Annotated in this window: 18 protein-coding genes; 13 read left to right on the top strand and 5 right to left on the bottom strand. The window is 65.4% G+C overall.

Features of this window, described 5'->3' with window-relative positions; genetic code table 11:
- Positions 1-280 precede the first annotated feature (280 nt).
- The 5 genes from ACNKU3_RS15900 (at position 281) to ACNKU3_RS15880 (ending at position 9,566) form a co-directional block, all read left to right on the top strand.
- Positions 281-1,729 (top strand): circularly permuted type 2 ATP-grasp protein, encoded by a 1,449-nt coding sequence (locus ACNKU3_RS15900; RefSeq protein WP_418260495.1) that lies wholly within the window; start codon positions 281-283, stop codon positions 1,727-1,729.
- Positions 1,726-2,664 carry an alpha-E domain-containing protein gene (locus ACNKU3_RS15895; protein WP_418260494.1) on the top strand — a complete coding sequence of 313 codons (939 nt, stop codon included), beginning with the start codon at positions 1,726-1,728 and terminating at the stop codon, positions 2,662-2,664. Before ACNKU3_RS15900 ends, ACNKU3_RS15895 begins: the two co-directional genes overlap by 4 nt.
- Positions 2,665-2,670: 6 nt before the next feature.
- Complete coding sequence (locus ACNKU3_RS15890; protein WP_418260493.1) at positions 2,671-6,021, top strand: DUF2126 domain-containing protein; 3,351 nt, start codon at positions 2,671-2,673, stop codon at positions 6,019-6,021.
- A gap of 111 nt (positions 6,022-6,132) precedes the next feature.
- Positions 6,133-8,685, top strand: coding sequence for a circularly permuted type 2 ATP-grasp protein (locus ACNKU3_RS15885; protein WP_418260492.1), 2,553 nt, complete (start codon positions 6,133-6,135; stop codon positions 8,683-8,685).
- On the top strand, positions 8,682-9,566 hold the full coding sequence (locus tag ACNKU3_RS15880; protein ID WP_418260491.1) for a transglutaminase family protein: 885 nt from the start codon (positions 8,682-8,684) through the stop codon (positions 9,564-9,566). Before ACNKU3_RS15885 ends, ACNKU3_RS15880 begins: the two co-directional genes overlap by 4 nt.
- Positions 9,567-9,569: 3 nt before the next feature.
- On the opposite strand, the gene ACNKU3_RS15875 is transcribed toward ACNKU3_RS15880, so the two are convergent.
- Entirely contained in the window at positions 9,570-10,142 is a 573-nt protein-coding gene (locus ACNKU3_RS15875; RefSeq protein ID WP_418260490.1) for a TetR/AcrR family transcriptional regulator, read from the bottom strand.
- A gap of 322 nt (positions 10,143-10,464) precedes the next feature.
- Between ACNKU3_RS15875 and ACNKU3_RS15870 the strand changes: the two genes are divergently transcribed.
- Positions 10,465-11,739, top strand: a complete 1,275-nt coding sequence (locus tag ACNKU3_RS15870; RefSeq protein ID WP_418260489.1) for a cytochrome P450 — start codon at positions 10,465-10,467, stop codon at positions 11,737-11,739.
- Between the two features lie 21 nt (positions 11,740-11,760).
- Complete coding sequence (locus ACNKU3_RS15865; protein WP_418260488.1) at positions 11,761-12,078, top strand: 2Fe-2S iron-sulfur cluster-binding protein; 318 nt, start codon at positions 11,761-11,763, stop codon at positions 12,076-12,078.
- A gap of 70 nt (positions 12,079-12,148) precedes the next feature.
- Here ACNKU3_RS15865 and ACNKU3_RS15860 read toward each other — a convergent pair whose 3' ends face one another.
- Positions 12,149-12,904: a peptidase gene (locus tag ACNKU3_RS15860; protein ID WP_418260487.1), complete on the bottom strand. Its 756-nt coding sequence runs from the start codon at positions 12,902-12,904 to the stop codon at positions 12,149-12,151.
- Positions 12,905-13,208: 304 nt separating this feature from the next.
- On the opposite strand from ACNKU3_RS15860, the gene ACNKU3_RS15855 reads away from it, so the two are divergent.
- The 5 genes from ACNKU3_RS15855 to ettA all read left to right on the top strand — a co-directional run bounded on the left by ACNKU3_RS15855 (position 13,209) and on the right by ettA (position 20,091).
- Positions 13,209-13,946, top strand: coding sequence for a CoxG family protein (locus tag ACNKU3_RS15855; RefSeq protein ID WP_418260486.1), 738 nt, complete (start codon positions 13,209-13,211; stop codon positions 13,944-13,946).
- Positions 13,947-13,948: 2 nt separating this feature from the next.
- The gene (locus ACNKU3_RS15850) at positions 13,949-14,818 is read left to right on the top strand and encodes an FAD binding domain-containing protein (RefSeq protein WP_418260485.1); all 870 of its coding nucleotides are present in this window, start codon (positions 13,949-13,951) and stop codon (positions 14,816-14,818) included.
- Complete coding sequence (locus tag ACNKU3_RS15845; RefSeq protein WP_418260484.1) at positions 14,815-15,300, top strand: (2Fe-2S)-binding protein; 486 nt, start codon at positions 14,815-14,817, stop codon at positions 15,298-15,300. The genes ACNKU3_RS15850 and ACNKU3_RS15845 overlap by 4 nt, the downstream gene beginning before the upstream one ends.
- Positions 15,297-18,095, top strand: coding sequence for a xanthine dehydrogenase family protein molybdopterin-binding subunit (locus ACNKU3_RS15840; RefSeq protein ID WP_418260483.1), 2,799 nt, complete (start codon positions 15,297-15,299; stop codon positions 18,093-18,095). The genes ACNKU3_RS15845 and ACNKU3_RS15840 overlap by 4 nt, the downstream gene beginning before the upstream one ends.
- A 328-nt stretch (positions 18,096-18,423) precedes the next feature.
- Complete coding sequence (gene ettA, locus ACNKU3_RS15835; protein WP_418260482.1) at positions 18,424-20,091, top strand: energy-dependent translational throttle protein EttA; 1,668 nt, start codon at positions 18,424-18,426, stop codon at positions 20,089-20,091.
- 123 nt (positions 20,092-20,214) lie between these two features.
- On the opposite strand, the gene ACNKU3_RS15830 is transcribed toward ettA, so the two are convergent.
- Positions 20,215-20,808, bottom strand: coding sequence for a hypothetical protein (locus ACNKU3_RS15830; protein WP_418260481.1), 594 nt, complete (start codon positions 20,806-20,808; stop codon positions 20,215-20,217).
- 188 nt (positions 20,809-20,996) lie between these two features.
- Between ACNKU3_RS15830 and ACNKU3_RS15825 the strand changes: the two genes are divergently transcribed.
- Complete coding sequence (locus ACNKU3_RS15825; RefSeq protein WP_418260480.1) at positions 20,997-21,362, top strand: PilZ domain-containing protein; 366 nt, start codon at positions 20,997-20,999, stop codon at positions 21,360-21,362.
- A 70-nt stretch (positions 21,363-21,432) separates the two neighbouring features.
- On the opposite strand, the gene ACNKU3_RS15820 is transcribed toward ACNKU3_RS15825, so the two are convergent.
- The gene (locus tag ACNKU3_RS15820; protein WP_418260479.1) at positions 21,433-22,488 is read right to left on the bottom strand and encodes a PP2C family protein-serine/threonine phosphatase; all 1,056 of its coding nucleotides are present in this window, start codon (positions 22,486-22,488) and stop codon (positions 21,433-21,435) included.
- 194 nt (positions 22,489-22,682) lie between these two features.
- A complete protein-coding gene (gene radA / locus ACNKU3_RS15815) occupies positions 22,683-24,053 on the bottom strand; it encodes a DNA repair protein RadA (protein ID WP_418260478.1) in 1,371 nt (456 codons plus the stop codon).
- Between the last annotated feature and the right edge of the window lie 75 nt (positions 24,054-24,128).

Genomic DNA, 24,128 nt, shown 5'->3' with positions numbered 1-24,128 from the left:
AGCGGCGTCCTGCCAGCTTGGCCTCGGCCCTCCATGGCCTCGGACATTTTCGCGGCGCCGGGTGTGGCATCCAGTCCTCCCCCTGTGCCGTCCGCCCTGCTCCGCCACTTCGTTACGGGAGATTCCGCAAGAACGCGGAAAAAGCACCCCGGTATGCCCTCCGACCCATAGACGCTGCACCGTATTTGGGCTATACCATCAACAGTGGCGCGTTGTTTGCTAGCGGTATGTCCTGCCGGCTGCAACGGTTCGCAACCCCGGCTGTACATTAAGGAACCCCATGGAACAAAGCTGGAAGTCCTACGACAGCGGCCCCTTCTACGACGAATTGATCTCCTCTCCCGGCAAGCCCCGGGTGGCGGCGCGGCGGGCGGTCAACCTGCTGCAAAACCTGTCCACTGACGAGATGGCGGCCCGCAGGGCCGCGGCAGAGCTGGCGATCAAGGAGATGGGCATCTCCTTTACCATCTACTCCGAAGGCAAGAATATCGACCGGGCCTGGCCCTTCGATATCATTCCCCGGGTGATTCCGGGCAGGGAGTGGGACAAGGTCAGCGAGGGGCTGGCGCAGCGCACCCGCGCCCTGAACGCCTTTATCAACGACATCTATAACAAGCAGAAAATCCTCAAGGACGGCATCGTCCCGGCGGATATTGTGCTGGATTCGAGCAACTACAAGCCCCAATGCGCCGGCATATCGCCCCGTTATGGCGCATGGGCACATATTTGCGGCACCGATCTGGTGCGCGACAAGGACGGCAAGTTCTACGTGCTGGAGGACAACCTGCGGGTGCCCTCCGGCGTCTCCTACATGCTGGAGAACCGCGAGGTCACCAAGCGCGCCCTGCCGGAACTGTTCGAGAACTACAGCATCCGCCCGGTGGACGATTACCCGGCGCGGCTGTACGCAACCCTGGCCGCCCTGTCGCCGCGGGAGCGCAAGCGCCCCTGCGTGGCGGTCCTGACGCCCGGCATCTATAACTCCGCCTACTTCGAGCACTCCTTCCTGGCCCGCGGTATGGGCGCGGAGCTGGTGGAGGGCGGTGACCTGTTCGTGGATGAGGACGACTGCCTCTACATGCGCACCGTGGATGGCCCGGAGCGGGTGGACGTGGTCTACCGGCGCATCGACGACGACTTCATCGACCCGGAGGCCTTCCGCAAGGATTCCATCCTCGGCGTGCCCGGCATCATGCGAGCATGGAAAAAGGGCAACGTGGCCATCGCCAATGCACCCGGATCGGGCGTGGCGGACGACAAGGTGGTCTACGCCTTCGTACCGGACATGATCCGCTACTACCTGAAGGAAGAACCCAAGCTGGCCTCGGTCAAGACCTACCTGTGCATGGTTGAAAAGGAGCGCGATTACGTACTCGCCAACCTCGACAAGCTGGTGGTCAAGCCCGCCAACGAATCCGGCGGCTACGGCCTGATGGTGGGGCCCCGCGCAACCAAGGCCACCCGGGCCAAGTTCGCCAAGCTGATCGAGGAAAATCCCCGCAACTACATCGCCCAGCCGACCCTGGCCCTGTCCACCGCGCCGACCTACCTCGACGATCAGGTGCAGCCGCGCCACCTGGACCTGCGCCCCTTCATCCTCAGCAGCAAGGACACCTGGGTGACCCCCGGCGGCCTGACCCGGGTGGCGCTGGTAAAAGGTTCACTTGTAGTGAACTCCTCACAGGGCGGTGGCAGTAAAGATACCTGGATCGTGGAGGGCAAATCATGACCATGCTCTCCCGCGTCGCGGAACGCCTGTTCTGGATGGCCCGCTACCTGGAGCGCGCCGAGGATACCGCGCGCCTCACCCAGGCCTACACCCACCTGGTGATGGACATTCCCGAGGGCTCGGAGCCCGGCTGGGACATCCTGGTCAACATTCTCGACGCCGCACCCATGTACACCAGCCGCTTCCGCGTCTACTCCGAGCAAAACGTGCTGCGTTTCCTGATCGCCGACCCGGACAATTCAAGCAGTATCCACCACTCTATCGTGGCGGCCCGGGAGAACGTGCGCACCACCCGCGACGTCCTGCCGGAAGAGGCCTGGGAGCACGTCAACGAGCTCTACCACTATTCCCGCGAGACCTCGGAAAGCTCGATCGGCCGACGCAACCGGCACGCCTTCCTCGAACAGGTCTACACCCGCTGCCAGATGATCAACGGGCTGATCATTTCCACCCTGTGCCGCGACCACGCCTACCGCTTCATCAAGCTCGGGCACCTGCTGGAACGGGCCGACATGACCACCCGGGTGATCGATGTTGGCGCCGGCGCCCTGCTCGGTGAAGAGAACGCCAAGTCGCCGGTTACCCCGCTGGTCTGGGCCAGCCTGCTGCGCTCCTTGTCGGCCATGGGTACCTACCGGCGGACCATCGGGCCGCTGATCGAGGCAGACGCCGTGGTAGACTTCATGTTCTGTGAAGCCTCCCTGCCGCGCTCGGTGAAGTTCTGCCTGGACGGCATTCGCAAGGAACTCACCCCCTTGCATAACAACAAGGAGGCACTGCGGGTACTCGAGAGCTCGCGGCGCAAGCTCACCCGTTTCAATGCCGATGAAACACAGCCGGAAAAGCTGCACCAGTTCATCGACCGACTGCAACTTAACTTGAATACACTTTCCGATTCTATTTGCGAGACCTGGTTCCCGCCGCCACAGGGGTAGTTGTATATGGCCATCCGCGTTGCCGTCCGGCACAACACCTACTACCGGTTTGACCGTCACGTGGGGATGGCGCCGCACGTCCTGCGTTTGCGTCCGGCACCCCACTGCCGCAACCGGATTTACAGTTACTCGCTGAAAATCCAGCCGGAGAACCACTTCATCAACTGGCAGCAGGACCCCTTCGGCAATTTCCTCGCGCGGCTGGTATTCCCAGAGAAGGTGGATCACCTGTCCGTGGAGGTCGAACTGATCACGGACATGACCGTGGTCAACCCCTTTGACTTCTTTGTCGAGGAATACGCGGAGCACTATCCCTTCGAGTACGACGCGGTGCTGCTCAAGGAACTCGGCCCCTACCTCGAGATCACCGACGATGGGCCGCTGTTGAAAAAGTGGTTGTCCTCCGTCAAACGCGACAAATTGCCGATCATCGACTTCCTGGTCGCGATCAACCAGCGCCTGGAACAGGACATCGAGTACAACGTGCGCATGGAACCAGGGGTGCAGACCTGCGAGGAGACCCTGGGCCTGGCCCGCGGTTCCTGCCGCGACTCCGGCTGGCTGTTGGTGCAGATCCTGCGCCACCTCGGCCTGGCTGCGCGTTTCTGCTCCGGCTACCTGGTGCAGCTGGCCCCGGACCAGAAATCCCTGGAGGGCCCCTCCGGTCCCGAGGCGGACTTCACCGACCTGCACGCCTGGTGCGAGGTCTTCCTGCCCGGCGCCGGCTGGGTCGGACTGGACCCCACCTCCGGCCTGTTCGCCGGCGAGAGCCACATACCGCTGGCCTGTACCCCCAGTCCGATTTCCGCCGCGCCGATCACCGGCGCCACCGACAAGTGCGAGGTGGAGTTCAGCTACACCAACGTGGTCGAGCGTATCCATGAGGACCCGCGGGTCACCAAGCCCTACACCGAGGCGGAGTGGATCGCGATCCAGGCACTGGGCGAGGCGGTGGACGCCGAACTCAGCGCTGGCGACGTACGCCTGACCATGGGCGGCGAACCGACCTTCGTCTCGATTGACGACATGGACTCGGCCCAGTGGAATATCGCCGCCCTGGGCTCACACAAGCTCAAGCTGGCCAAGGACCTGCTGATCCGCCTGCGCGACCGCTTCGCCCCCGGTGGCCTGCTGCATTACGGCCAGGGCAAGTGGTATCCGGGCGAACCGACCCCGCGCTGGGCGCTGGGCTGTTTCTGGCGCACCGATGGCGAACTGCTGTGGCAGGACCCGTCGCTGCTGGCCCGGGTCGACGGCGAATACGGGCACACCCTCGATGACAGCGAAGCCTTTATCCAGCGGCTGACGTCCGCCCTGGGCCTGAGCGGCGAGCACATCGTGCCCGCCTACGAGGACGCCCTGTATTACATGTGGAAAGAGGAGAGCTTCCCGGACAACCTCGACCCGACCAAGGCCGACCTCAAGGACGATATCGAGCGGCGCCGGCTGGCGAAGCTGCTCGGCCGCGGCCTCAACACGCCCACCGGCTACCTGGTCCCGCTGGAGCGCCATTTCAACGGGCCCTGGCGCAGCGGTCCCTGGCAGCTGCGCGCCGGGCGGGTCAACCTGATCCCCGGCGACTCGCCCATGGGCCTGCGCCTGCCGCTGGACAGCCTGCTCTACCCCGACGATCCCGCGGATTTGCGCAAGCCCGATCGCGACCCCTTCGAGCCGCGCGGCACCCTGGCGCAGGAGAGCATGCCCGCACCGCCGGGGCAGACCGTGCAGCCGCAGACAACGCCGGCGCAACAGCCAGCGCCCGATGATCCCGGTTACGTGGTGCGTACCGTGCTCTGCGTCGAGCCCCGTGACGGCAAGCTGCATGTCTTCCTGCCGCCGCTGCAGTACCTGGAGCACTACGTCGACCTGGTGCAGGCGCTGGAGGCCACCGCCCGGGAACTCAAACTGCCGCTGCTGATCGAGGGCTACGAACCGCCCCGGGACCCGCGCCTGCAGCGCCTGCTGGTGACCCCGGACCCCGGCGTGATCGAGGTGAACATCCACCCGTCGAAGAGCTGGGCCGAGCTGGTGGACAACACCACCGTGCTCTACGAGGAGGCCCGCCAGTCGCGCCTGGGCACCGAGAAATTCATGCTCGACGGCCGCCACTCCGGCACCGGCGGCGGCAACCATGTCACCCTCGGCGGCGCCAGCCCCGAGGACAGCCCGCTGCTGCGCCGGCCGGACCTGCTGCAAAGCCTGGTCACCTACTGGCAGCACCACCCCGGCCTGTCGTACCTGTTTTCCGGCCTGTTCCTCGGCCCCACCAGCCAGGCGCCGCGGGTGGACGAGGGCCGCGATGAAATGCTCTACGAGTTGGAGATCGCTTTCAGCCAGATTCCCGCGGGAGAGAGCACCCAGCCGTGGGTCGTCGACCGGGTGATGCGCAACCTGCTGATCGACATCACCGGCAACACCCACCGCTCGGAATTCTGCATCGACAAGCTCTACGCACCCGGCTCTGCCACCGGTCGCCTCGGCCTGCTGGAATTCCGCGGCTTCGAGATGCCGCCCCACGCCCACATGGCACTGGTGCAGGTGCTGCTGCTGCGCTGCCTGGTGGCGCGTTTCTGGAAGGCGCCCTACCAGCAGAAACTCGTGCGCTGGGGCACCCTGCTGCACGACCGTTTCATGATGCCGCACTACGTCTGGTCGGATATCAAGGAAGTGGTGGAAGACCTCAATGCACACGGTTTCCCTTTCCAGCTGGAGTGGCTGGCGGCCTTCGAGGAGTTCCGCTTCCCCCACTACGGCAACATGAACCTCGGCGACATCAACCTCGAACTGCGCTGGGCCATCGAGCCCTGGCACGTGCTGGGCGAGGAAGTGTCGAGCTTCGGCACCTCGCGCTACGTGGATTCGTCGGTGGAACGCCTGCAGGTGCGCCTGAGCGGGCTGACCCCGGGGCGCTACGTGCTGGCCTGCAACGGCCGCCGGGTACCCCTGCGCGCCACCGAGACCCACGGCGAGTACGTGGCCGCGGTGCGCTACCGGGCCTGGCAGCCCCCCTCAGCGCTGCACCCGCGTATCGGCATCCACGCACCGCTGGTCTTCGACCTGATCGACACCTGGAACGGGCGCTCCATCGGCGGCTGTACCTACCACGTCACCCACCCGGGCGGGCGCAGCTACGACAACTTCCCGGTAAATGCTTTCGAGGCGGAATCCCGGCGGGTCAATCGCTTCTGGGATTTCGGCCATACCCCGAACGTGATTCCACCACTGGGGGACTTCGACAGCATCCGCGAATTCTTCCCCAACCACGAGCCGCCGCGGCCGATGGCACCACCCCCGGAAGAACCGCCAGGAGAATACCCGCACACACTGGACCTGCGGCGCCCGCCGGAACGATACTGAGGCGGCTCGCTGACAGCTAAGCACCGCGCGGAAAACAACGCATTGCCGAAATGGCCCATCCCGGGCATTTCGGCAATAATAAAAGGCCGCACGTCGTAACCACAGGCAGTAATGGGCTCACAGCAACAGAACCAGGCATCCTCCCCCGCAACGTCGCCACAGGCTTTCCAGGAAGCCTACAGCGGCGCGGGCGAGATTCGCCCGCACTGGCAGTACCTGCTGAACAGCCTCGAGGCGCTCGGCCCGGAAGAATTCACCCTGCGCCGGCAGAGTATCGAGCGCATCCTGCGCGACAACGGTGCGACCTACAACGACTACAGCCCCGGCCTGGTCGCCCGCCCCTGGGGGCTGGACCCCATCCCCCTGGTGCTCACCAGTGAGGAGTGGAACCGGATTGAAAGCGGCGTGCGTGAACGGGCGGAGTTGCTCGACCTGATCCTGCGCGACATCTACGGGCCCCGCAACCTGCTGAAACACGGGGTCATTCCGCCCGAACTGATCTTCGGCAGCAATGCCTTCCTGCGCGAATGCCAGGGCCTGGCCCTGCCCGGCGAGCAACAGCTCATCCTCTATGCCACCGACCTCGTGCGCACACCGGACGGCGAACTGCGGGTGATGTCCGACCGCACCCAGACGCCCAGCGGCACCGGCTATTCGCTGGTCAACCGCCAGGCCATGAGCCGGGTTTTCCCCAGCCTGTTCCGCGACAGCCACGTACACCGGCTGTCGCTGTACTTCAACCAGTTGCGGCAAAAGCTCAACCAGCTCAATCCCAATGGCGAGGTAGCCAGGGTGGCGGTACTCACGCCGGGCGCCTACAACGAGACCTATTTCGAGCACGTGTTCCTGGCCAACTACCTCGGCTATCCCCTGGTACAGGGCCGCGACCTTACAGTGCGCGACGGTTATGTCTGGCTGAAAACCCTCGATGGTCTCTCGCGCATCGATGTCATCCTGCGCCGGGTGGACGATTTGTTCTGCGACCCGGTTGAGCTGTTCAGCGAGTCCCAGCTCGGCGTCCCCGGCCTGCTCGAGTGCGTGCGCATGGGCAATGTAGCGGTCGCCAACCCGCTGGGCTCCGGCATCCTGGAGAACCGCGGCCTGGCGCGCTTCCTGCCGGCGGTAGCCAAACATTTTCTCGGCCGGGAACTCAGCCTGTCCGGCGCCCGGACCTGGTGGTGCGGCGACCCCTCCGACCTGGCCTACGCCCTCGACAACCTCGACTCGCTGGTGATCAAGACCACCTCCCGGGGGCTGGATTCACATATCGTCCACGGCGGCGGGCTGAGCTCCAGCGACCGCGACACCCTTATTTCACGGGTCCGCGCCCGCCCCGCCGCCTACGTTGCACAGGAGCGCCTCGACCCCTCGACTTCGCCAGTGTGGAGCAACGGCGAGCAACACGAACTGCCCTTTGTTTTGCGCAGTTTCGCGGTCGCGGGAGAATCTTCCTATGTGGTCATGCCCGGCGGCCTCACCCGGGTGGGTATGCCACAGGGGGCGTTTGAGATATCCAACCGCCTCGGCTCAATCAGCAAGGACACCTGGATACTCGCCTCGGAACCCGAGAAGCGCCCGGAACCGGAGCTCGCGGAATTCGGTGAGGCCAGCACCGGCTGGGCCGGCATGGAACTGCCCAGCCGCGTGGTCGACAACCTGTTCTGGGTCGGCCGTTACACCGAGCGGGCGGAAGCCTCCCTGCGCCTGTTGCGCACCGTGTTCACCATCCTGAAGAGCGAGCAGAACGCCGATCCCGACAGCCAGGCACTGCTGTTGCGGGCGGTTACCCACCTTACCGGTACCTACCCGGGATTCCTCGGCAAAAACGCGAAACCGGACGCCCCCCTGCCCGAACTTCACTCGGTGGTGCTCGACGCCCGACGGCCGGGCAGTGTCGCCCACTCCCTGCAGGCCCTGCTGCAGGCGGTGGACCAGGTCAAGGATTACATGTCGGCGGATACCCAGCGCATTCTCAACGACCTGCGCGACGCGATGGCCGCACTGCCGCGCCAGCTGCAGCACGACTTCAGTAGCGCACCCGAGGAAGCCCTGGACCACCTGGTTACCATCCTGCTGGCCCTCTCCGGCCTGTCACAGGAATCCATGGTGCGCGGGCTGGGCTGGCATTTCCTCGACATGGGGCGCCGACTCGAACGCAGCCAGTTGACGCTTTCGCTGATTCGCTCCCTGCTGGTGCCCCGGGTCGACCCGGCTGCCGAGTCCCTGCTGCTGGAAGCCGTACTGATCAGCGCAGAGGCACTGATGACCTATCGCCGCCGCTACCAGCGCAATGTCAATGTCGACGACGCGCTCGACCTGCTGCTGCTGGAGCCCGCCAACCCGCGCTCACTGCTGTTCCAGCTCAGCCAACTGGAGCATCACCTCGGCACGCTGCCGGACAGTGCCAGCGGAGAACGCCTCAGCACGGAGCAACAGCTGTGCCTGGATGCGCGGTCCAAGCTGGTGCTGGCCAACCTGCCCGCCCTTGCCGCGACGGCGGAAAACGAATACCTGCGCGGCGACCTCGACCAGATGCTGGCCCGCCTGCAACAGCTGCTGGCACGTATTGGCACCATTATCACCGACCGCTACTTCGAGCACGCCCTGGCGCTGCAATCCATGACCCCTGGCGAAGGTTCCGGCCAGTCCGGAGGCAACCCGTGAAGTACCGTATCCGCCACCGCACGCGCTACGACTACCCGCAGCAGGTCAGCCAGTGTTATAGCCTGACCCACCTGCTGCCGCGCAACACCCATTTCCAGCGCTGTACTCGGGCGAGCATCTCGGTGCATCCGGGGCCGGCGGTCAGTGCCGAGCGCAGCGACTACTTCGGCAACCACAGCTATCACTTTTCCGTGCAGATCCCCCACCAGGTGCTGGAAGTTACCGCCGAAAGCGAAGTGGAAATTCTCGCCCAGCGGCAGAGCCTGGCACTGGATTTTGGCGCAAGTTGTGCCGAGGTAAAAGCGCTGCTGGGAAACCTGCAGCCAGAGGAGAACATCGCCGCACGGGAGTTCCTGCTGGATTCACCGCGCATCACCCGCAGTGCGGTGCTGGCCGATTACGCCCGGGACTGCTTCAGGGATGACCTGCCCTACTTTTCCTGCGTCAGGAACTTCACCAGCCGGATCTTTGACCAGTTTGAATTTGATCCTCGCGCCACCGAGGTCACCACCCCGCTGGAGACAGTCCTGCAACAGCGCAAGGGGGTCTGCCAGGATTTCGCCCACCTCGCCATCGGCTGCCTGCGCTCCCTCGGGTTTCCGGCGCGCTATGTCAGCGGCTACCTGGAGACCCTGCCGCCGCCGGGCAGTCCGCGGCTCGAGGGCGCCGACGCCAGCCACGCCTGGTTCGCCGTGTACTCGCCCACCGAGGGCTGGGCGGACTTCGACCCGACCAACGACCAGATGGCGGAGGAACAACACATCACCACCGCCTGGGGACGGGATTACTCGGACGTCACCCCCCTGAAAGGTTCGGTCATCGGCGGCGGCGCCAACCAGAAACTTTCCGTGGCCGTGGATGTTGAACGGCTGCCGGACTGAGCCTCAGCGGCTGCCCGCTTCCAGCACCGGCGCTACCACCACCTTTTCATAGATGCCCGCCACCCGCTTGACCGGCAGCGGCTCCGGCTGCGCCAGCCACCAGGTGAGCAACTCGATGGTGCCGCTGATTACCAGCACTACCCCGCAATCCGCCGGCAACCAGCCGCCGGGCCGGGCCTTTTCCGCCGCAATCGCCCGCGCCTGCTGCAGGTAGGCCTCGCGAACCGCACCCGCCGCGCCGCCGGTTAGCAGCGCCGACCACAGCGGCCGGTGCGCGTCCACGTAGGAAAACAGGGCGACGGCTGCCGCTCCGTGGTCACATGCCTCCGATATCGGCAGGGTCAGCCCGATCAGGCGTTCGATCTGGTCCGCCGCGATGGCGTCGAGCAGGGCTTCCTTGGAACTGAAATGGCGGAAGAACGTGGTCTTGCCCACGCCGGCAGTGGTGACGATGTCGCTGATGGTGACCTGCTCCAGCGGCTTCCTTTCCAGCAGCTCCAGCATTGCCAGCCGCAGGGCTTCCCGGGTGCGGGCAATGCGCGGATCACCCGTGCTTACCACTGCTCTTGCCGTCATGCCTGCCCTCTCCCTAATTTTTGGAACTCATAGTACCGAAACCAGACTCTAAGTAATACCGCCACTATTCACTGGGTCCAAACACATGCAAAAGCTCGTGCCGCCGGGTGGTGCAGTTTGAATGCCAGGTATGGATGTTCTAGCGCCGAGCGTGAACCCCCAGATGCCTGCTGGAACACGCCAAAAAGCGCAGAAGCGAGACCCACGGCAATTGACTTGGTGTCAGTACACTGGCACTCTTTCGCCATGAACTTATGGAACCATTAGTTCCGAAAATAACACTGCGGCGAGATCCCTTCTCGCCTGATAACAGGAGATCGCCATGCAAGCCACTGCCGAGAAGGACTACTTCACCGATTTCAGCGTCCTCAAGGACCCTTACGAGTACTTCGAGTCCATGCGCGATCGCGGCGGCGTCTACCGCTCCACCGTGCGCCCCGACGTCATCATGGTCACCGGTTTCGAGGAGTCCGTCGAAGTCCTGCGCAATGCCGAGGACTTTTCCTCCGCCATCGCGCCCCAGGGGCCGGCCCTGCCCCTGCCGTTCGAGCCGGGCAGCGGCGATCTGCGCGAGCAGATCGAAGCCCACCGCCATGAGTTTGTCGGCGGCGATTTGCTGGTGGCCTACGACGGCCAGCAGCACAAGTACTCCCGCTCCATCCTCAACCGGCTGTTCACGCCCTCCCGGCTGAAAGCCAACGAGGAATTCATCCAGGCCTATTCCGAACGGCTGGTGAAGGAAATGGTGGCCAAGGGCGGCTGCGAACTCATCAACGAAGTCGCCACCCCCTTCGTGACCCTGGTGATCGCCGACCTGCTGGGGGTGCCGGAGGACGACCGGGAACTCTTCCGCGAAGTGATCGACAACGCGCCCCCGCCCGGCGACATGGCCACCGAAGGCATGGTCATGGACGAAAACAGCCCGCTGGTCATCATGGGCGCCCATTTCTATAACTATGTCACTGACCGCCGGGAAAACCCCCGGGAGGACATTCTTACCGAACTGTCCACCGCCACCTATCCCGACGGCTCCCTGCCGGACGTGCTGGAAATCGTCCGCCTGGCGATTTTCCTGTTCGGCGCCGGCCAGGACACCAGCGCCAAGCTGCTCGGCAACTCCCTGCGCCGCCTGGCGGAGGATCATGAGTTGCAGGCCCAGTTACGTGACAACCCGTCGCGGATTCCCGACTTCATCGAGGAGGTGCTGCGTATCGAGGGTTCCACCAAGATGACCGCCCGCATTGCGCTGCGCGACACCCGCATCGGCGAGATGGAGATTCCCGCCGGCACCAAGGTCATGGTGGCCATTGCCGCGGCCAATCGCGATGCAAAGCGCTGGGAGGCGCCCGCTGAATTCAATATGGATCGTCCCAAGCTGCGCGAACACCTCGCCTTCAGCCGCGGCCCCCATGTCTGTGCCGGCGCGCCGCTGGCCCGGGTGGAGGTGCGTATCATCCTCGAACACCTGCTGGGAAACACCTCGCTGATCGACTTCGACGAGGCAAGGCACGGCGACAAGCAGCACCGCGAGGTGGATTACGAGGCCAGCTTTATCATTCGCGGCCTCTCCGAACTGCACCTCAAGCTCAGCGCCTGAACGCTGTTACGGAGGCAAACCATGCCAACAGTCAAATTGACCCGGGCAGACGGCCAGGTCCGGGAACTGTACGTCGACCCGACGGGTACCCTGATGGAGGCCATTCGCGACGCCAACTGCGATGAACTCCTCGCCCTGTGCGGCGGCTGCCTGAGCTGCGCCACCTGCCACGTGCATGTCGACCCGGCGGACTTCGACCGCCTGGCGCCGATGTCGGAGGATGAGAACGCCCTGCTCGAGGGCGTGGATAACCGGGTGGCAAGCTCGCGCCTGTCCTGCCAGGTGTGGCTCGACGACAGTCACGAGGGCATCGCCATCCAGTTGGTGGAAACTGGCTGAGCGCAGGAAATACTTGCTGGCGGGGATGCCCGCCCGGAGAGAAAACGCCAGCCACGCTGGCGTTTTTTTTTCAGGCTTCGGCGGCGGCCGCGTCGAATACCTGTTGCAGCGAGGGCAGGTCGTTGAAGGCCTTGCGGATGTTTTCATCCCAGGACCGCCGCAGGTTGACCAGGTACTCGTCGTTCTCCTCGAACCTGCAGTATTCGGCTGGCTCGGCCAGGGTATCCGCCCGGTAGTAAAGCAGCTCGATAGGCGGCCCCACGGTGGCGTTACTGCGCATGGTCGAATCCATGGACACCAGCGCACAGCGCATGGCGGTTTCGTGATCGGTGTCCGGGCGGATGATCCGGTCGAGGATCGGCTTGCCGTACTTGGTTTCGCCGATCTGCAGGAAGGGATACTGGTCGGACACGGTAATGTGGTTGCCTTCCGGGTAGACCAGGTACAGCTCGGTGGGCTGGCCCTTGATCTGGCCGCCGAGGATAAACGTGGCCTCGGCGTTGAAACCCGCGCCAGGGCCACCGTTGGCGTACTTGTGCTGCTCCGCCAGGCCCAGCTTGCCGATATAGTCGGCGATGTCGGAGACATACTGCGCCTTGGCGACGTTGAATTCCGCATCCTCGCGCAGGTCGCGCTCGATCTGCGACACGACCGCCTGGCTGGTGGCCAGGTTGCCTGCCGTCATGAGCATGAGTTGGCGGTCACCGGGTTCGGAGAAGCGGTGTAATTTGCCATAGGTGCTGACGCGATCCGCGCCCGCATTGGTGCGGGAGTCGGAGCAGAAGACCAGGCCTTCTTTCAGCTTGATACCGATACAATAGGTCATATATGAGGCGGTTTGACTAAATTTTGCACAATCACGAGGTGAAGGCGGCCGCACAGCTTAATCGGCTTTTATAGGAAATGCTACACCCCTGATACACAGACTTTTGCCCGCTGCTATCCGCTCGATGGCCCGGTTCGCCAACACGGCGCGAACGCCTCCCGGCAGGCACCAGGATTGACCGCGCCATCCCCTGGCCAGCAAGCAATCCAGGGCAAATTTATTTTACGTCAGCTTGGCGACAGCAATTACTTTCAATAGACTTACCGGCTTTGCACTGAAACGAAAGCGATAACGGAGACGAACTATGCAGATGCTCGGCGAGCAGCGGGTGGCAGCACCCCGCCAGAAGGTCTGGGAGGCGCTGAATGATCCCGCGGTACTGCAGGCCAGCATTCCCGGCTGCCAGACACTCAGCAAGGAAGCAGAGGACCGCTTTTCCGCCATCGTGGAAATCAAGGTCGGGCCGATCGGCGCGCGTTTCAAGGGTGCGGTCTCCCTCTCCGACATCAACGCGCCGGACAGCTACACCCTGAACCTCGAAGGCAACGGCGGGATCGCAGGCTCCGTAAAGGGCCTGGTGCGGGTGCGGCTCGAGGAAGACAGTGGCGCCACGCTGGTCAGGTACGAGGCGGACACCCAGGTCGGCGGGCGCATGGCCCAGCTCGGCGGACCGGTCATCGATGCCACCGCCAAGCAGTTGGCCGGCAGGTTCTTCAGTCGCTTCGGTGAAATCGTCAGCGGCGTCAAACCCGCCGTGGCCGCCCCGGCTGCGGTACCCGCTGCAGCGGCTGCCCCCGCTGTTGCGGCTGCGCGCCCCGCCGGCTCGCCCGTCGCCTGGGTGCTGGCCCTCATCATCGCCGCCGCCACCGGCTTTTTCTTCGGCCACCAGGGCGGCTCCATGGAAAGCGCCTGGGCGGGTCTGGCGATCGGCCTGCTGTTGCTGGTGGTCGCCGCAGCCGCCTTCGAGTACGGCCGCCGCACCGCCCAACCGACCATGGTGCTGGATGCCGCCCTGCTGCGCCGGCTGACCAGCGGAGACTGACCATGAAGCCTGCGCCCTTCGACTATTACGCGCCAACCACCATAGATGAAGCCTGCCGCCTGCTCGATGAAGCCGGCGGCGGCGCCACCGTTCTCGCCGGTGGCCAGACCCTGATGCCGCTGCTCAACCTGCGCATGAGCCAGCCTTTCATTCTTGTCGATATCAACAATATCGGGGAGCTCAAGGGTATCCAGCGCAGCGGCGACTGCATAAAAGTCGGCCCGATCACCCGCCAGTGCGAGGTCCTGGGCAGCGAACTGCTGGCACAGGAACTGCCCGCCATGGTGCGGGCGGTGAGTCATGTCGGCCACTACCAGACCCGCAACCGCGGCACCGTGGGCGGCTCCATATCCCTGGGCGAGCCGGCGGCCGAACTGCCGGCGACGGCGGTGGCACTGGACGCCACCCTGGAACTGCGCTCGGTGCGCGGCAGCCGCGAGCTGCCCGCACGGGAGTTTTACATCGGCCCCTATATGACAGCCCTGGAACCCGACGAGCTGCTCACCGCAATCCGCTTCCCCGCCTGGCCCGCGCAGCACCTGACGCTGTTCCGGGAGCTGGCCCAGCGCCCCGGCGACTTTGCCCTTGCCGGTGTGGTCGGCGCACTGGCGCTGGAGAATGGCAAAATCAGCCGCGCCGGACTGGCCTGGCTGGCGATGGGCCCGACTCCGATCCACGCGCGCAGTGCCGAGGAACTGCTCCTGGGCAAGACCCTCGATGAAGTGGATATCGAAGCAGTGGCCGAGGCCGCCGTGGGCGACACCGCCCCCTTCGACGACATCCACGCCTCCGCCGAGTACCGCCGCACCGTCGGCAAACGCATCCTGATCCGCGCCCTGCGCGAAACCCTGCAACAGCGGGAGGCCGCATGAGCGAGCATAAAATCGAACTGACCATCAACGGCCAGCAGCACCGCGGCAACATCGAAGCCCGCATGTCGCTGGCCGACTTCCTGCGCGACAAGGCGGGCTATACCGGCGTTCACCTCGGCTGTGAACACGGGGTCTGTGGCGCCTGCACCGTGATGGTGGACGGCACCGCCGTGCGCAGCTGCCTGATGCTGGCGGTCCAGGCCGACGGCGCCGAGGTCACCACCGTGGAAGGCCTCGCCGCGGCGGACGGCACCCTGCACCCGGTACAGCAGGCGCTGATGGACTCCCACGGCCTGCAGTGCGGCTTCTGCACCCCGGGCTTCGTGATGACCCTGGCGGCAATAACCGCCGGCGAACAGAAGCCGACCGAGGAGGAGATGGTGGCGGCGCTGTCCGGCAATATCTGCCGCTGCACCGGCTACCAGGGGATTCGCAAGGCGGTGCGGGCGCTGGCCTACGACGCCACGGAGGAACAGGCATGAACGACCTGAGCAATCCTCCGGCTAACGAACTGGAAAAGATTCCCGAGGCGGAACAGCCGGCGCAGAAGGACGCCAAACCCGGCATCACCACCGGGCGCTACATCGGCCAGCGGGTGCGCCGCAAGGAGGACCCGCGCCTGCTCACCGGCCACGGCCAGTACGTGGATGACATCTCGGTACCCGGCATGCTCTACGCCGCCTTCGCCCGCAGCCCGGTGGCCCGCGGCCGTATCGTGGCGATGGACCTGCAAACCGCGCGGGAAGTACCCGGCGTCGCCGCTGTCCTCACCCAGGACGACCTGGCGCGCTTCAATGTCAGGATGCTCAGCTTTTACCTGACACCACAGGACGTGCGCACCACGCCACTGGCGGACGGCCGCGTCGCCTACGCCGGCGAGCCGGTGGCCCTGGTGATCGCCGAGAGCCGCGCCATCGCCGAGGATGCCGCCTCGCTGGTGGAGGTCGAGTACGCCGAGGAAACCCCGGTGGTGAGCATCGCCGACGCGCGCAGCGGTGCGCCGGTGCACCCGGACATGGACGACAACCTCAACGCCGAGATGGGCGACGAGGACATCGAGGACGAACTCGCTTCGGCACTGGAAAACGCGGCTTTCCACATTTCGCATAGCGTGGTGCACCAGCGCATCTCCCAGTCGCCGATGGAAACCCGCGGCGTCGTCGCCTGTCCCGAGGGCGCCGAGGAGCTCACGCTCTATATCACCTGCCAGAGTCCGCACATGGTCGCCCGCTGGGTCTCCATGGCCCTCGGCCTGCCGCAGACCGCCGTGCGGGTGATCGCCAAGGACGTCGGCGGCGGCTTTGGCCTGAAGAACCACCCGTGGAAGGAAGAAGTCTCGGTGATCCTCGCCGCGCTGGCCCTGCGCCGCCCGGTGAAATGGATCGAGGACCGCTACGAGAACCTGACCGGCGCCAACCAGGCCCGGGAGCAGGAGATGACCCTGGACATCGGCTTCGACGCCGAGGGCCGCCTGCTCGGCTCCTACGGGGATTACAGCTGCAATGTCGGCGCCTTCCCCCAGCTTTCCGAGTGCAATATCGCCGTGCACATGTTTGTCTGGGGCGCCTATAAAATGCCCCGGTACGGCTTCATCACCCGCGGCTGGTACAGCAACACCGTCGGCTACGCCGCCTACCGCGGCCCCTGGGCGATGGAATCCCTGGTCCGCGAGACCGCCCTCGACGCCGCCGCGCGCAAGATGGGCATCGACCCCGTCGAGCTGCGCCGCCGCAACCTGGTGCGCCTGGAAGACCAGCCGCTGACCACCTGCATGGGCATCCCGCTGGAGGACGTCACCCCCGCGGAATGCCTGGACAAGCTGCTCGATTACTTCGATGTCGACGACTTCCGCCGCGAACAGGCCCAGGCCCGCGAACAGGGCCGCTACCTCGGCCTCGGCATCACCGCCTATATCGAACCGACCGGCGCGGCGGGCGCTATCGCCACCATGACCGGGGAGCTGGCGCAGGTGCGCATCGAACCCACCGGCCAGGTGACCGCCACGCTCAGCACCCACTCCCAGGGCCACGGCACCGCCACCACCATGGCGCAGATCATCGCCGACCGGCTGGGGGTCGACTACGAGAACGTCGCCATCTACGAGGGCGACAGCTCCCGCGGCGGCTTCTCCCCGGGGGCCGCCGGCAGCCGCCAGGGCGTCATCGCCGGCGGCGCCGCAATTCTCGCCTCGGACATGCTGGCGGAGAAAGTGAAAACTCTTGCCGCCCACCTGCTCGACGCCGCGGTGGACACCATCAGCATCGAACGCGGCGTGGTGTATGCCGCGGGTTCCGAGCAGAGCATGAGCCTCGGCGAACTGGCCAATATCGCCTACGGCGAGCCGGACCGCCTGCCGCCGGGCTTCGAGTCCGGGCTGGAAGTGCAGCACCGCTACCAGCCGCCGCCCATGACCTTCGCCAGCGCCGCCAATGCCTGCGTGGTGGAAGTGGACCCGGACACCGGCTTCGTCAGTATCCTGCGCTGGATCAGCGCCGAGGACTGCGGCACCCCGATCAACCCGGCGGTGGTGGAAGGCCAGGTCTCCGGCGGCCTCGCCCAGGCCATCGGCATGGCGCTGCTGGAGAAAGTCGACTTCGACACCCAGGGCAACATCGTCACCCCGACCTACAAGGACTACCACCTGCCGGCGATTTCCGACGTGCCGGAGTTCGAGTTCGTCCACTGCAACACGCCCTCCCAATCGGTGGGCGGCATGCGCGGTGTCGGCGAGGGCGGCGCGATTATCGGCACCCCGACCCTGGTCAATGCCATTGCCGACGCGATCTCCCCCTTCGGCGAGATCGCCGTGGACCTGCCGCTGACCCCGCCGAAGATCCTCAGCGTGATCGAGGGGCGGGACCTCACCGCCCACGCGGCGCCGGCACCGGTCGTTGCTGCCCCGGCCGCAGTAGTAGCGGACCCCGCACCTGCAGCCGCGCCCGAACCGGAACCTGAGGCCGCAGACAGCGCCTCGGTGGTCGTCGACGGTGACTGGGACATGGTGCTGGCCTCCCCGGTGGGTCCGCAGCCGATGGTCGGCCACTTCGAAACCGACGGCAGCGCGCTCAGCGGCTACCTCAAGGCCGCCGAGGGCCAGCAGCCCTTCAGCGGCGGCACCGTGGAAGGCAATTCGGTGAAGTTCGACCTGAAGGTGGAAAAGCCGATGAAGCTGACCCTCAAGTACGATCTCGTCGTCGAGGGGGACACGATCTCCGGCAGGGTGAAGATGGGGATCTTCGGCAAGGCGAAGGTGACCGGGCAGCGTTCACAGGGCTGATCCGTTTGATTCGCTACTGCAGTATTGGGTGGTACTTCGTAAGCGCACGCACCGGCGCATGGCCCGTGCTTACTCGAAAGCGTTTTATGTACAGGATGTACGGTATGTCGCGAGAGCCATGGATGGCGGTAGCGACTGACTCGACGCACGGAACATGCGCCGGTGCGTGCTCGTTTTGAGCGTAATTCAGGGAGGTGGCTCCGCCGTAAGCCCGAATCCCGCTGGTGAGAGAGCTTCGGGGTCGCATGGTGATAGAGGCCAATGATGCGCCCACCCCCCGCGGCTGCTAGAATTCGCGCGTTATCGCAATCACCCCCACGGAACCCCCATGGCCCAGTACGTCTTCACCATGAACCGGGTTGGCAAAGTCGTGCCGCCCAAGAAAAAGATCCTCGAGGACATCTCCCTGTCCTTCTTCCCCGGCGCCAAGATCGGCGTGCTGGGTCTCAACGGCGCGGGTAAATCCACCCTGCTGAAGATCATGGCCGGCATCGATACCGACATCCTCGGCGAGGCACGGCCGCAGCCCGGGATCAAGATCGGCTACCTGCCGCAGGAGCCGCAGCTCAACCCGGACAAGGACGTGCGCGGCAACGTGGAAGAGGGACTGCAGGACGCCATCGACGCGCTGGCGGGGCTGGAGAAGGTCTACGCCGACTACGCCGAGCCGGACGCCGACTTCGACGCGCTGGCCAAGGAGCAGGCGCGACTGGAGGACATCATCCAGGCCACCGACGCCCACAATATCGAGACCAAGCTGGAAGTCGCCGCCAACGCCCTGCGCCTGCCGCCCTGGGACGCGGATGTGACCAAGCTCTCCGGCGGTGAGCGCCGCCGGGTGGCGCTGTGCCGCCTGCTGCTCTCGGCGCCGGACATGCTGCTGCTGGACGAGCCCACCAACCACCTGGACGCCGAATCGGTGGGCTGGCTGGAGCGCTTCCTGCACGACTTCCCCGGCACCGTGGTCGCCATCACCCACGACCGTTACTTCCTCGACAACGCCGCCGGCTGGATCCTGGAGCTGGACCGCGGCCGCGGCATCCCCTACGAGGGCAACTACTCCGACTGGCTGGACGCCAAGGAGCAGCGCCTGGAGCAGGAGAAACGCCAGGAGGCCTCCCACCAGAAGGCCATCAAGGCCGAGCTGGAGTGGGTGCGCTCCAACCCCAAGGGCCGCCAGGCCAAGAGCAAGGCGCGCCTGCAACGCTTCGAGGAACTGCAATCGCAGGAATTTCAGGAGCGCAACGAGACCAACGAGATCTACATCCCGCCGGGGCCGCGCCTCGGCGACAACGTGGTGGAAGTGAGCAACCTGAAGAAGACCTTCGGCGACCGGCTGCTGTTCGACAACGTCAGCTTCACCGTGCCCAAGGGCAGCATCGTCGGCATCATCGGCGCCAACGGCATGGGTAAATCCACCCTGTTCAAGCTGCTGATGGGGGTCGAGCAGCCCGACGGCGGCGAGATCAAAATCGGTGAGACGGTGCAGCTGTCCTACGTGGACCAGAGCCGCGACGACCTCGACGGCTCGAAAACCGTGTGGGAGGAAATCTCCGGCGGCCACGACATCATGCGCATCGGCAACTATGAAGTCCCCTCACGCTCCTACTGCGGCCGCTTCAACTTCAAGGGCGGCGACCAGCAGAAGTTCGTCAAGGACCTGTCCGGCGGCGAGCGCAACCGCCTGCACCTGGCCAAGCTGCTGAAGCAGGGCGGCAACGTGCTGCTGCTGGACGAACCGACCAACGACCTCGACGTGGAAACCCTGCGGGCGCTGGAAGAAGCCCTGCTGGCCTTCCCCGGCAGCGCGCTGGTGATCTCGCACGACCGCTGGTTCCTCGACCGCATCGCCACCCACATCCTCGCCTACGAGGACGACGGCAGCGTGGTATTCCACGAGGGCAACTTCCAGGAGTACGAGGACGACCGCAAGGCCCGCCTCGGCGCGGCAGCGGACCAGCCCCAGCGGGTGAAGTACCGCAAACTGAAAACCTGATCGCGACGCTCCCCTGGCGGGGCCGGGAACGGCTCCGCAGCGAGACAAACCCTCCCGGGGAGGCCGGGAAAGCGGCTGACTGGCCGGCAATCCGGCCCCGCCACCCCGCTCCCCGGCGGGGCGTTATTCTGCCTTACTCTTTCCCACAGGCTCCAGGGTCATCGCCAGCGCTTCCTGATATTCGATGAAGACGGTCTGGCCGAGGGTTACACCTGCCATCTTGGCCGGCTCCACATCGCCGATGACATGCACGCGCCCCTTGGGGTCCAGCACGGTCACGGTGCGCAGCAGGCGGTTCATGCCCTCGATAGTGCAAACCGCGCGGATGACCCGGGCGACGCCCGCGGTCGGCTGGCCGTCAACCATGCCGGCGCCATCTTTCTCGCTGACCACCCAGGGATTGGCCAGCTCTTCTTCGGTCGGTTCGCGCACCTCACCTTCCACCGCGGTCATGTAGGCCACCTTCAGCCGGTCGCCAATCGATACATCCTCCAGTTTGATCACCACCTCCGGCGCGGTTACCGTGGTGGTGGTCCCGTCGGGGAACTTCAGGGTCACCTGGCGAGTGTCGAGGTCGATGGCGTCGACCACCGCTTCCGCCTCCACCAGGGCGGCGCGGCCGCTGGTCACCGCAGCATTGGCCGGTTGCGAGACGCCAAGGGACAGGGCGAGCGCGCAGGCAGCGGCGCCCAGCAGGCGGGTCAGGGTCTTATTCATAGAAATATCCTTTGCAGCAAAGACAGGGTAGTCCCGCGGCGGGCTTGAACCGTCGGGTCGACAATCAAGGTAGACGCTGATTTCCCGGTCGGCAACTGCGGCCGCGCCGGCAGCTGCGCGCCAGGGTGTTTGCCAGCACCGATTCTGGCGCTATAGTGACGGAAACTTCTGCAACAGCGGCGAGTGATATGTCCGATAACCGCAATGAGAAACGCCATTTCACCCGGGTAGCACTCGAACTCCCCGTCGCCGTTCACCAGGGCGGCAGCACCTGGCAGCTGCAACTGATCGATATCTCCCTCGGTGGCGCGTCCACCACCCAGCCGGCGACCTGGGATGCCCAGTACAACGAACCCTTCACGCTGATCATCACGCTCCCGGGCGGGGAAGAACTGGAGCTGTACGCCTATCTGCAGCATGTGGAAGCGCAGCGCCTGGGCTTTTCCGTCCAGCATGTCGACCGCGAAAACATCCTGCCCTTGCGCAACCTGCTGGAACAGCACATGGATATCGCTACCCTGGAAGCGGAACTGGGCCTGCTGGACGAATCCTGATCGCGGCGCGCTCGCCGCCAAAGGGCAGGCCCGGGACCAGGCCAGGCCGCGCCCGCCAATCGACAGCTGACTAGCCAAATCCGCCGCTATACCAGGCCAGCACGGCTGCCAGCGCCAGGACGGCCACCACGCCGCCAATCCACAGGCCCGGACCTCTCCCGCCGGCGACTGCTTCGCGCACAAGCTCCCGTGATCCGGTACCCTGGGCCTCTGCCAGCGCCTGTTCCAGCGCGGCCCGCGACAGCATCTGGGTACTGTGGGGCGACACCTGGCCGCCCGGTTGCGTACCGGGCTTGTTCTGCGCATTCCGGGAGGCGCGCAGCGGCACGGCCGGCGCCGCCTCGTTGCGATACTCTATGCGGCCCGTCGCCGGATCAAACACCCACTCCAGCGTCGGCTCCAGCGTCCCCGGGCCCTCGGCGACACCGGACATCAGCACCACGGTTGAATTGTCACTGCCGCCCTGTTCGATGGAGCGACTGACAAGCTTCAGGCAGCGCTCCTGGAGGGTCCCCTTTTCGCCGAGCAGCCGGGCGATGTCATCGTTTTCAAGGACGTCACTCAGGCCGTCACTGCATAACATCAGGATTTCGCCGCGACAGAGGCTGCCGCGGTTGATATCCACTTTCAGGTCGTCCTCCGCCTGCAGGCCGATTGCCTGCACGATTACATTGCGCTGGGGGTGGTCGCGGAGCTCCTCCCGCGTTGCCTCGCCGCGCTCCAGCATCAGTGCCATCAGGGAGTGGTCGCGGCTCAGCAGCTTGAGCTGGCCGTCCCACAGGTAGGCGCGACTGTCACCAACCCAGGCCACCTCATAGTCGGCACCCTGCAAGCGCGCCGCCACCACGGTCGATGCCATGCCGTGGTTGCCGCGTCCCGCCGCCACCGCCGCCACGACATCACGGTTGGCGCAACGTACCGCGTCTTCCAGGCTTTTGCCGAGTTCGATTTCGCGGACAATGGATTCACAGGTAATGGCGCTGGCGATCTCCCCGGCGAGGTGGCCACCGACACCATCCGCCACCAGCACCAGCCCGAGGTCCGCGCGCACCAGCCAGGAATCCTCGTTGTGGCTGCGACGGCCGATGTCGGTCGCGCCGACGGCCTCATTGAATCCGGCTTTCACAGCGCATCCAGCATCTCGTGTGCCCCCACGACAAATTGACCTCGGCTCTGGTTTGGGGCCATGCGGTCAGCTCTCGCCCACCAGCCGCCCACCGCCCAGAGCAGGAATCCGGACACCGGCCCGGATTGTTCTTATTGCAATCAGCACAGTGAAGCCGCTGCCCGGTGAACTTGCAAGTGTAACCGGGCCCGAATTCACTCCACCGCCGAGAGCGCCTCGGCCAGGGTAGACACCGCCGTTACCTGCATACCCGCCGGCGCGGTTTTCGGCGCGTTGGCCTTCGGCACGATGGCCCGCTTGAAACCGTGCTTGGCGGCCTCGGAGAGACGCTCCTGGCCCGAGGGCACCGGGCGAATCTCGCCGGACAGCCCCACCTCGCCGAACACCACCATATCCCGCGGCAGCAGGCGGTCGCGGTAGCTGGAGACGATCGCCAGCAACAGGGCGAGGTCGGCACTGGTTTCGAGCACCTTGACCCCGCCGACCACGTTGGCAAACACATCCTGGTCGCCCACCTGCAGGCCGCCGTGGCGGTGCAGGACCGCCAGCAACATCGCCAGCCGGTTCTGTTCCAGCCCCACCGCCACCCGGCGCGGGTTGCCGAGCTGGCTGTCGTCCACCAGCGCCTGGATCTCAACCAGCAGCGGCCGGGTACCCTCCCAGACCACCATCACCGCGCTTCCCGGCGCCGGGCCGTGGCTGCGATCGAGGAAGATCGCCGAGGGGTTCTTCACCTCGCGCAGGCCCTGCTCGGTCATGGCGAACACCCCCAGTTCGTTCACCGCCCCGAAGCGGTTCTTCTGCCCGCGCAGGGTGCGGAAACGGGAATCGTGGGAGCCCTCCAGCAGGATGGAACAGTCGATCATGTGCTCCAGCACCTTGGGGCCGGCCAGCGAGCCGTCCTTGGTGACGTGGCCGACCAGGAACAGCACGGTGCCGCTTTGCTTGGCGAAGCGGGTCAGGTAGGCGGCGCATTCGCGCACCTGGGACACGCTGCCGGGGGCCGAGGCGATGTCCTCGCTGTGCACTACCTGGATCGAGTCCACGACCAGCACCCGCGGCTTGAATTCCTCCGCGGCGGCGGCGATGGTCTCGACGCTGGTCTCGGACATCATCCGCAGGCGATCCAGCGGCAGTTGCAGGCGCCGGGCGCGCATCGCCACCTGCTGCAGGGATTCCTCCCCGGTCACATACAGGGCTTCCATGCTGCCGGCGAGATGGCACATGGTCTGCAGCAGCAGCGTGCTCTTGCCGGCGCCGGGATGCCCGCCCACCAGCACGGCGGAACCGGGCACCAGTCCGCCGCCCAGCACCCGGTCGAACTCCCCGGCACCGGAGCTGAAACGCGGCAGGTCCTCGACGTCGATTTCTGCCAGGGTTTTTGCGCCGGCCAGCGCGCCGGCGAATCCGGCGCGGTTGCCAGCTACCCTGCCGGTGCTCCTGGCCGGGCCGAGGCGCACCTCACTGATGGTGTTCCAGGCGCCGCAGTCACCGCACTGGCCCTGCCACTTGGAGTAGTCGGAGCCGCAGTCGGTGCATACGTACGCTGTTTTCTGTTTGGCCATTTCGTATCCGTTGGGTCTTCAGGGTGCGGCACGTTGTAATGGGTGGCGGCTTCGGTTGACGCCTGCGGGACGGAT

The sequence above is a fragment of the Haliea sp. E17 genome (genome assembly GCF_048323675.1).
In the GTDB taxonomy this organism is placed as follows: domain Bacteria; phylum Pseudomonadota; class Gammaproteobacteria; order Pseudomonadales; family Halieaceae; genus Mangrovimicrobium.
The sequence above is the reverse complement of the archived record's forward strand: the minus strand, read 5'-3'. Positions and strand labels throughout refer to the sequence as shown.

Excerpts from the sequence above, each read along its gene's own strand:
- ACNKU3_RS15900 (WP_418260495.1), top strand. The coding sequence starts at position 281 with ATGGAACAAAGCTGGAAGTCCTACGACAGCGGCCCCTTCTACGACGAA.
- ACNKU3_RS15895 (WP_418260494.1), top strand. The coding sequence starts at position 1,726 with ATGACCATGCTCTCCCGCGTCGCGGAACGCCTGTTCTGGATGGCCCGC.
- ACNKU3_RS15890 (WP_418260493.1), top strand. The coding sequence starts at position 2,671 with ATGGCCATCCGCGTTGCCGTCCGGCACAACACCTACTACCGGTTTGAC.
- ACNKU3_RS15885 (WP_418260492.1), top strand. The coding sequence starts at position 6,133 with ATGGGCTCACAGCAACAGAACCAGGCATCCTCCCCCGCAACGTCGCCA.
- ACNKU3_RS15875 (WP_418260490.1), bottom strand. The coding sequence starts at position 10,142 with ATGACGGCAAGAGCAGTGGTAAGCACGGGTGATCCGCGCATTGCCCGC.
- ACNKU3_RS15870 (WP_418260489.1), top strand. The coding sequence starts at position 10,465 with ATGCAAGCCACTGCCGAGAAGGACTACTTCACCGATTTCAGCGTCCTC.
- ACNKU3_RS15865 (WP_418260488.1), top strand. The coding sequence starts at position 11,761 with ATGCCAACAGTCAAATTGACCCGGGCAGACGGCCAGGTCCGGGAACTG.
- ACNKU3_RS15860 (WP_418260487.1), bottom strand. The coding sequence starts at position 12,904 with ATGACCTATTGTATCGGTATCAAGCTGAAAGAAGGCCTGGTCTTCTGC.
- ACNKU3_RS15855 (WP_418260486.1), top strand. The coding sequence starts at position 13,209 with ATGCAGATGCTCGGCGAGCAGCGGGTGGCAGCACCCCGCCAGAAGGTC.
- ACNKU3_RS15850 (WP_418260485.1), top strand. The coding sequence starts at position 13,949 with ATGAAGCCTGCGCCCTTCGACTATTACGCGCCAACCACCATAGATGAA.
- ACNKU3_RS15845 (WP_418260484.1), top strand. The coding sequence starts at position 14,815 with ATGAGCGAGCATAAAATCGAACTGACCATCAACGGCCAGCAGCACCGC.
- ACNKU3_RS15840 (WP_418260483.1), top strand. The coding sequence starts at position 15,297 with ATGAACGACCTGAGCAATCCTCCGGCTAACGAACTGGAAAAGATTCCC.
- ettA (WP_418260482.1), top strand. The coding sequence starts at position 18,424 with ATGGCCCAGTACGTCTTCACCATGAACCGGGTTGGCAAAGTCGTGCCG.
- ACNKU3_RS15830 (WP_418260481.1), bottom strand. The coding sequence starts at position 20,808 with ATGAATAAGACCCTGACCCGCCTGCTGGGCGCCGCTGCCTGCGCGCTC.
- ACNKU3_RS15825 (WP_418260480.1), top strand. The coding sequence starts at position 20,997 with ATGTCCGATAACCGCAATGAGAAACGCCATTTCACCCGGGTAGCACTC.
- radA (WP_418260478.1), bottom strand. The coding sequence starts at position 24,053 with ATGGCCAAACAGAAAACAGCGTACGTATGCACCGACTGCGGCTCCGAC.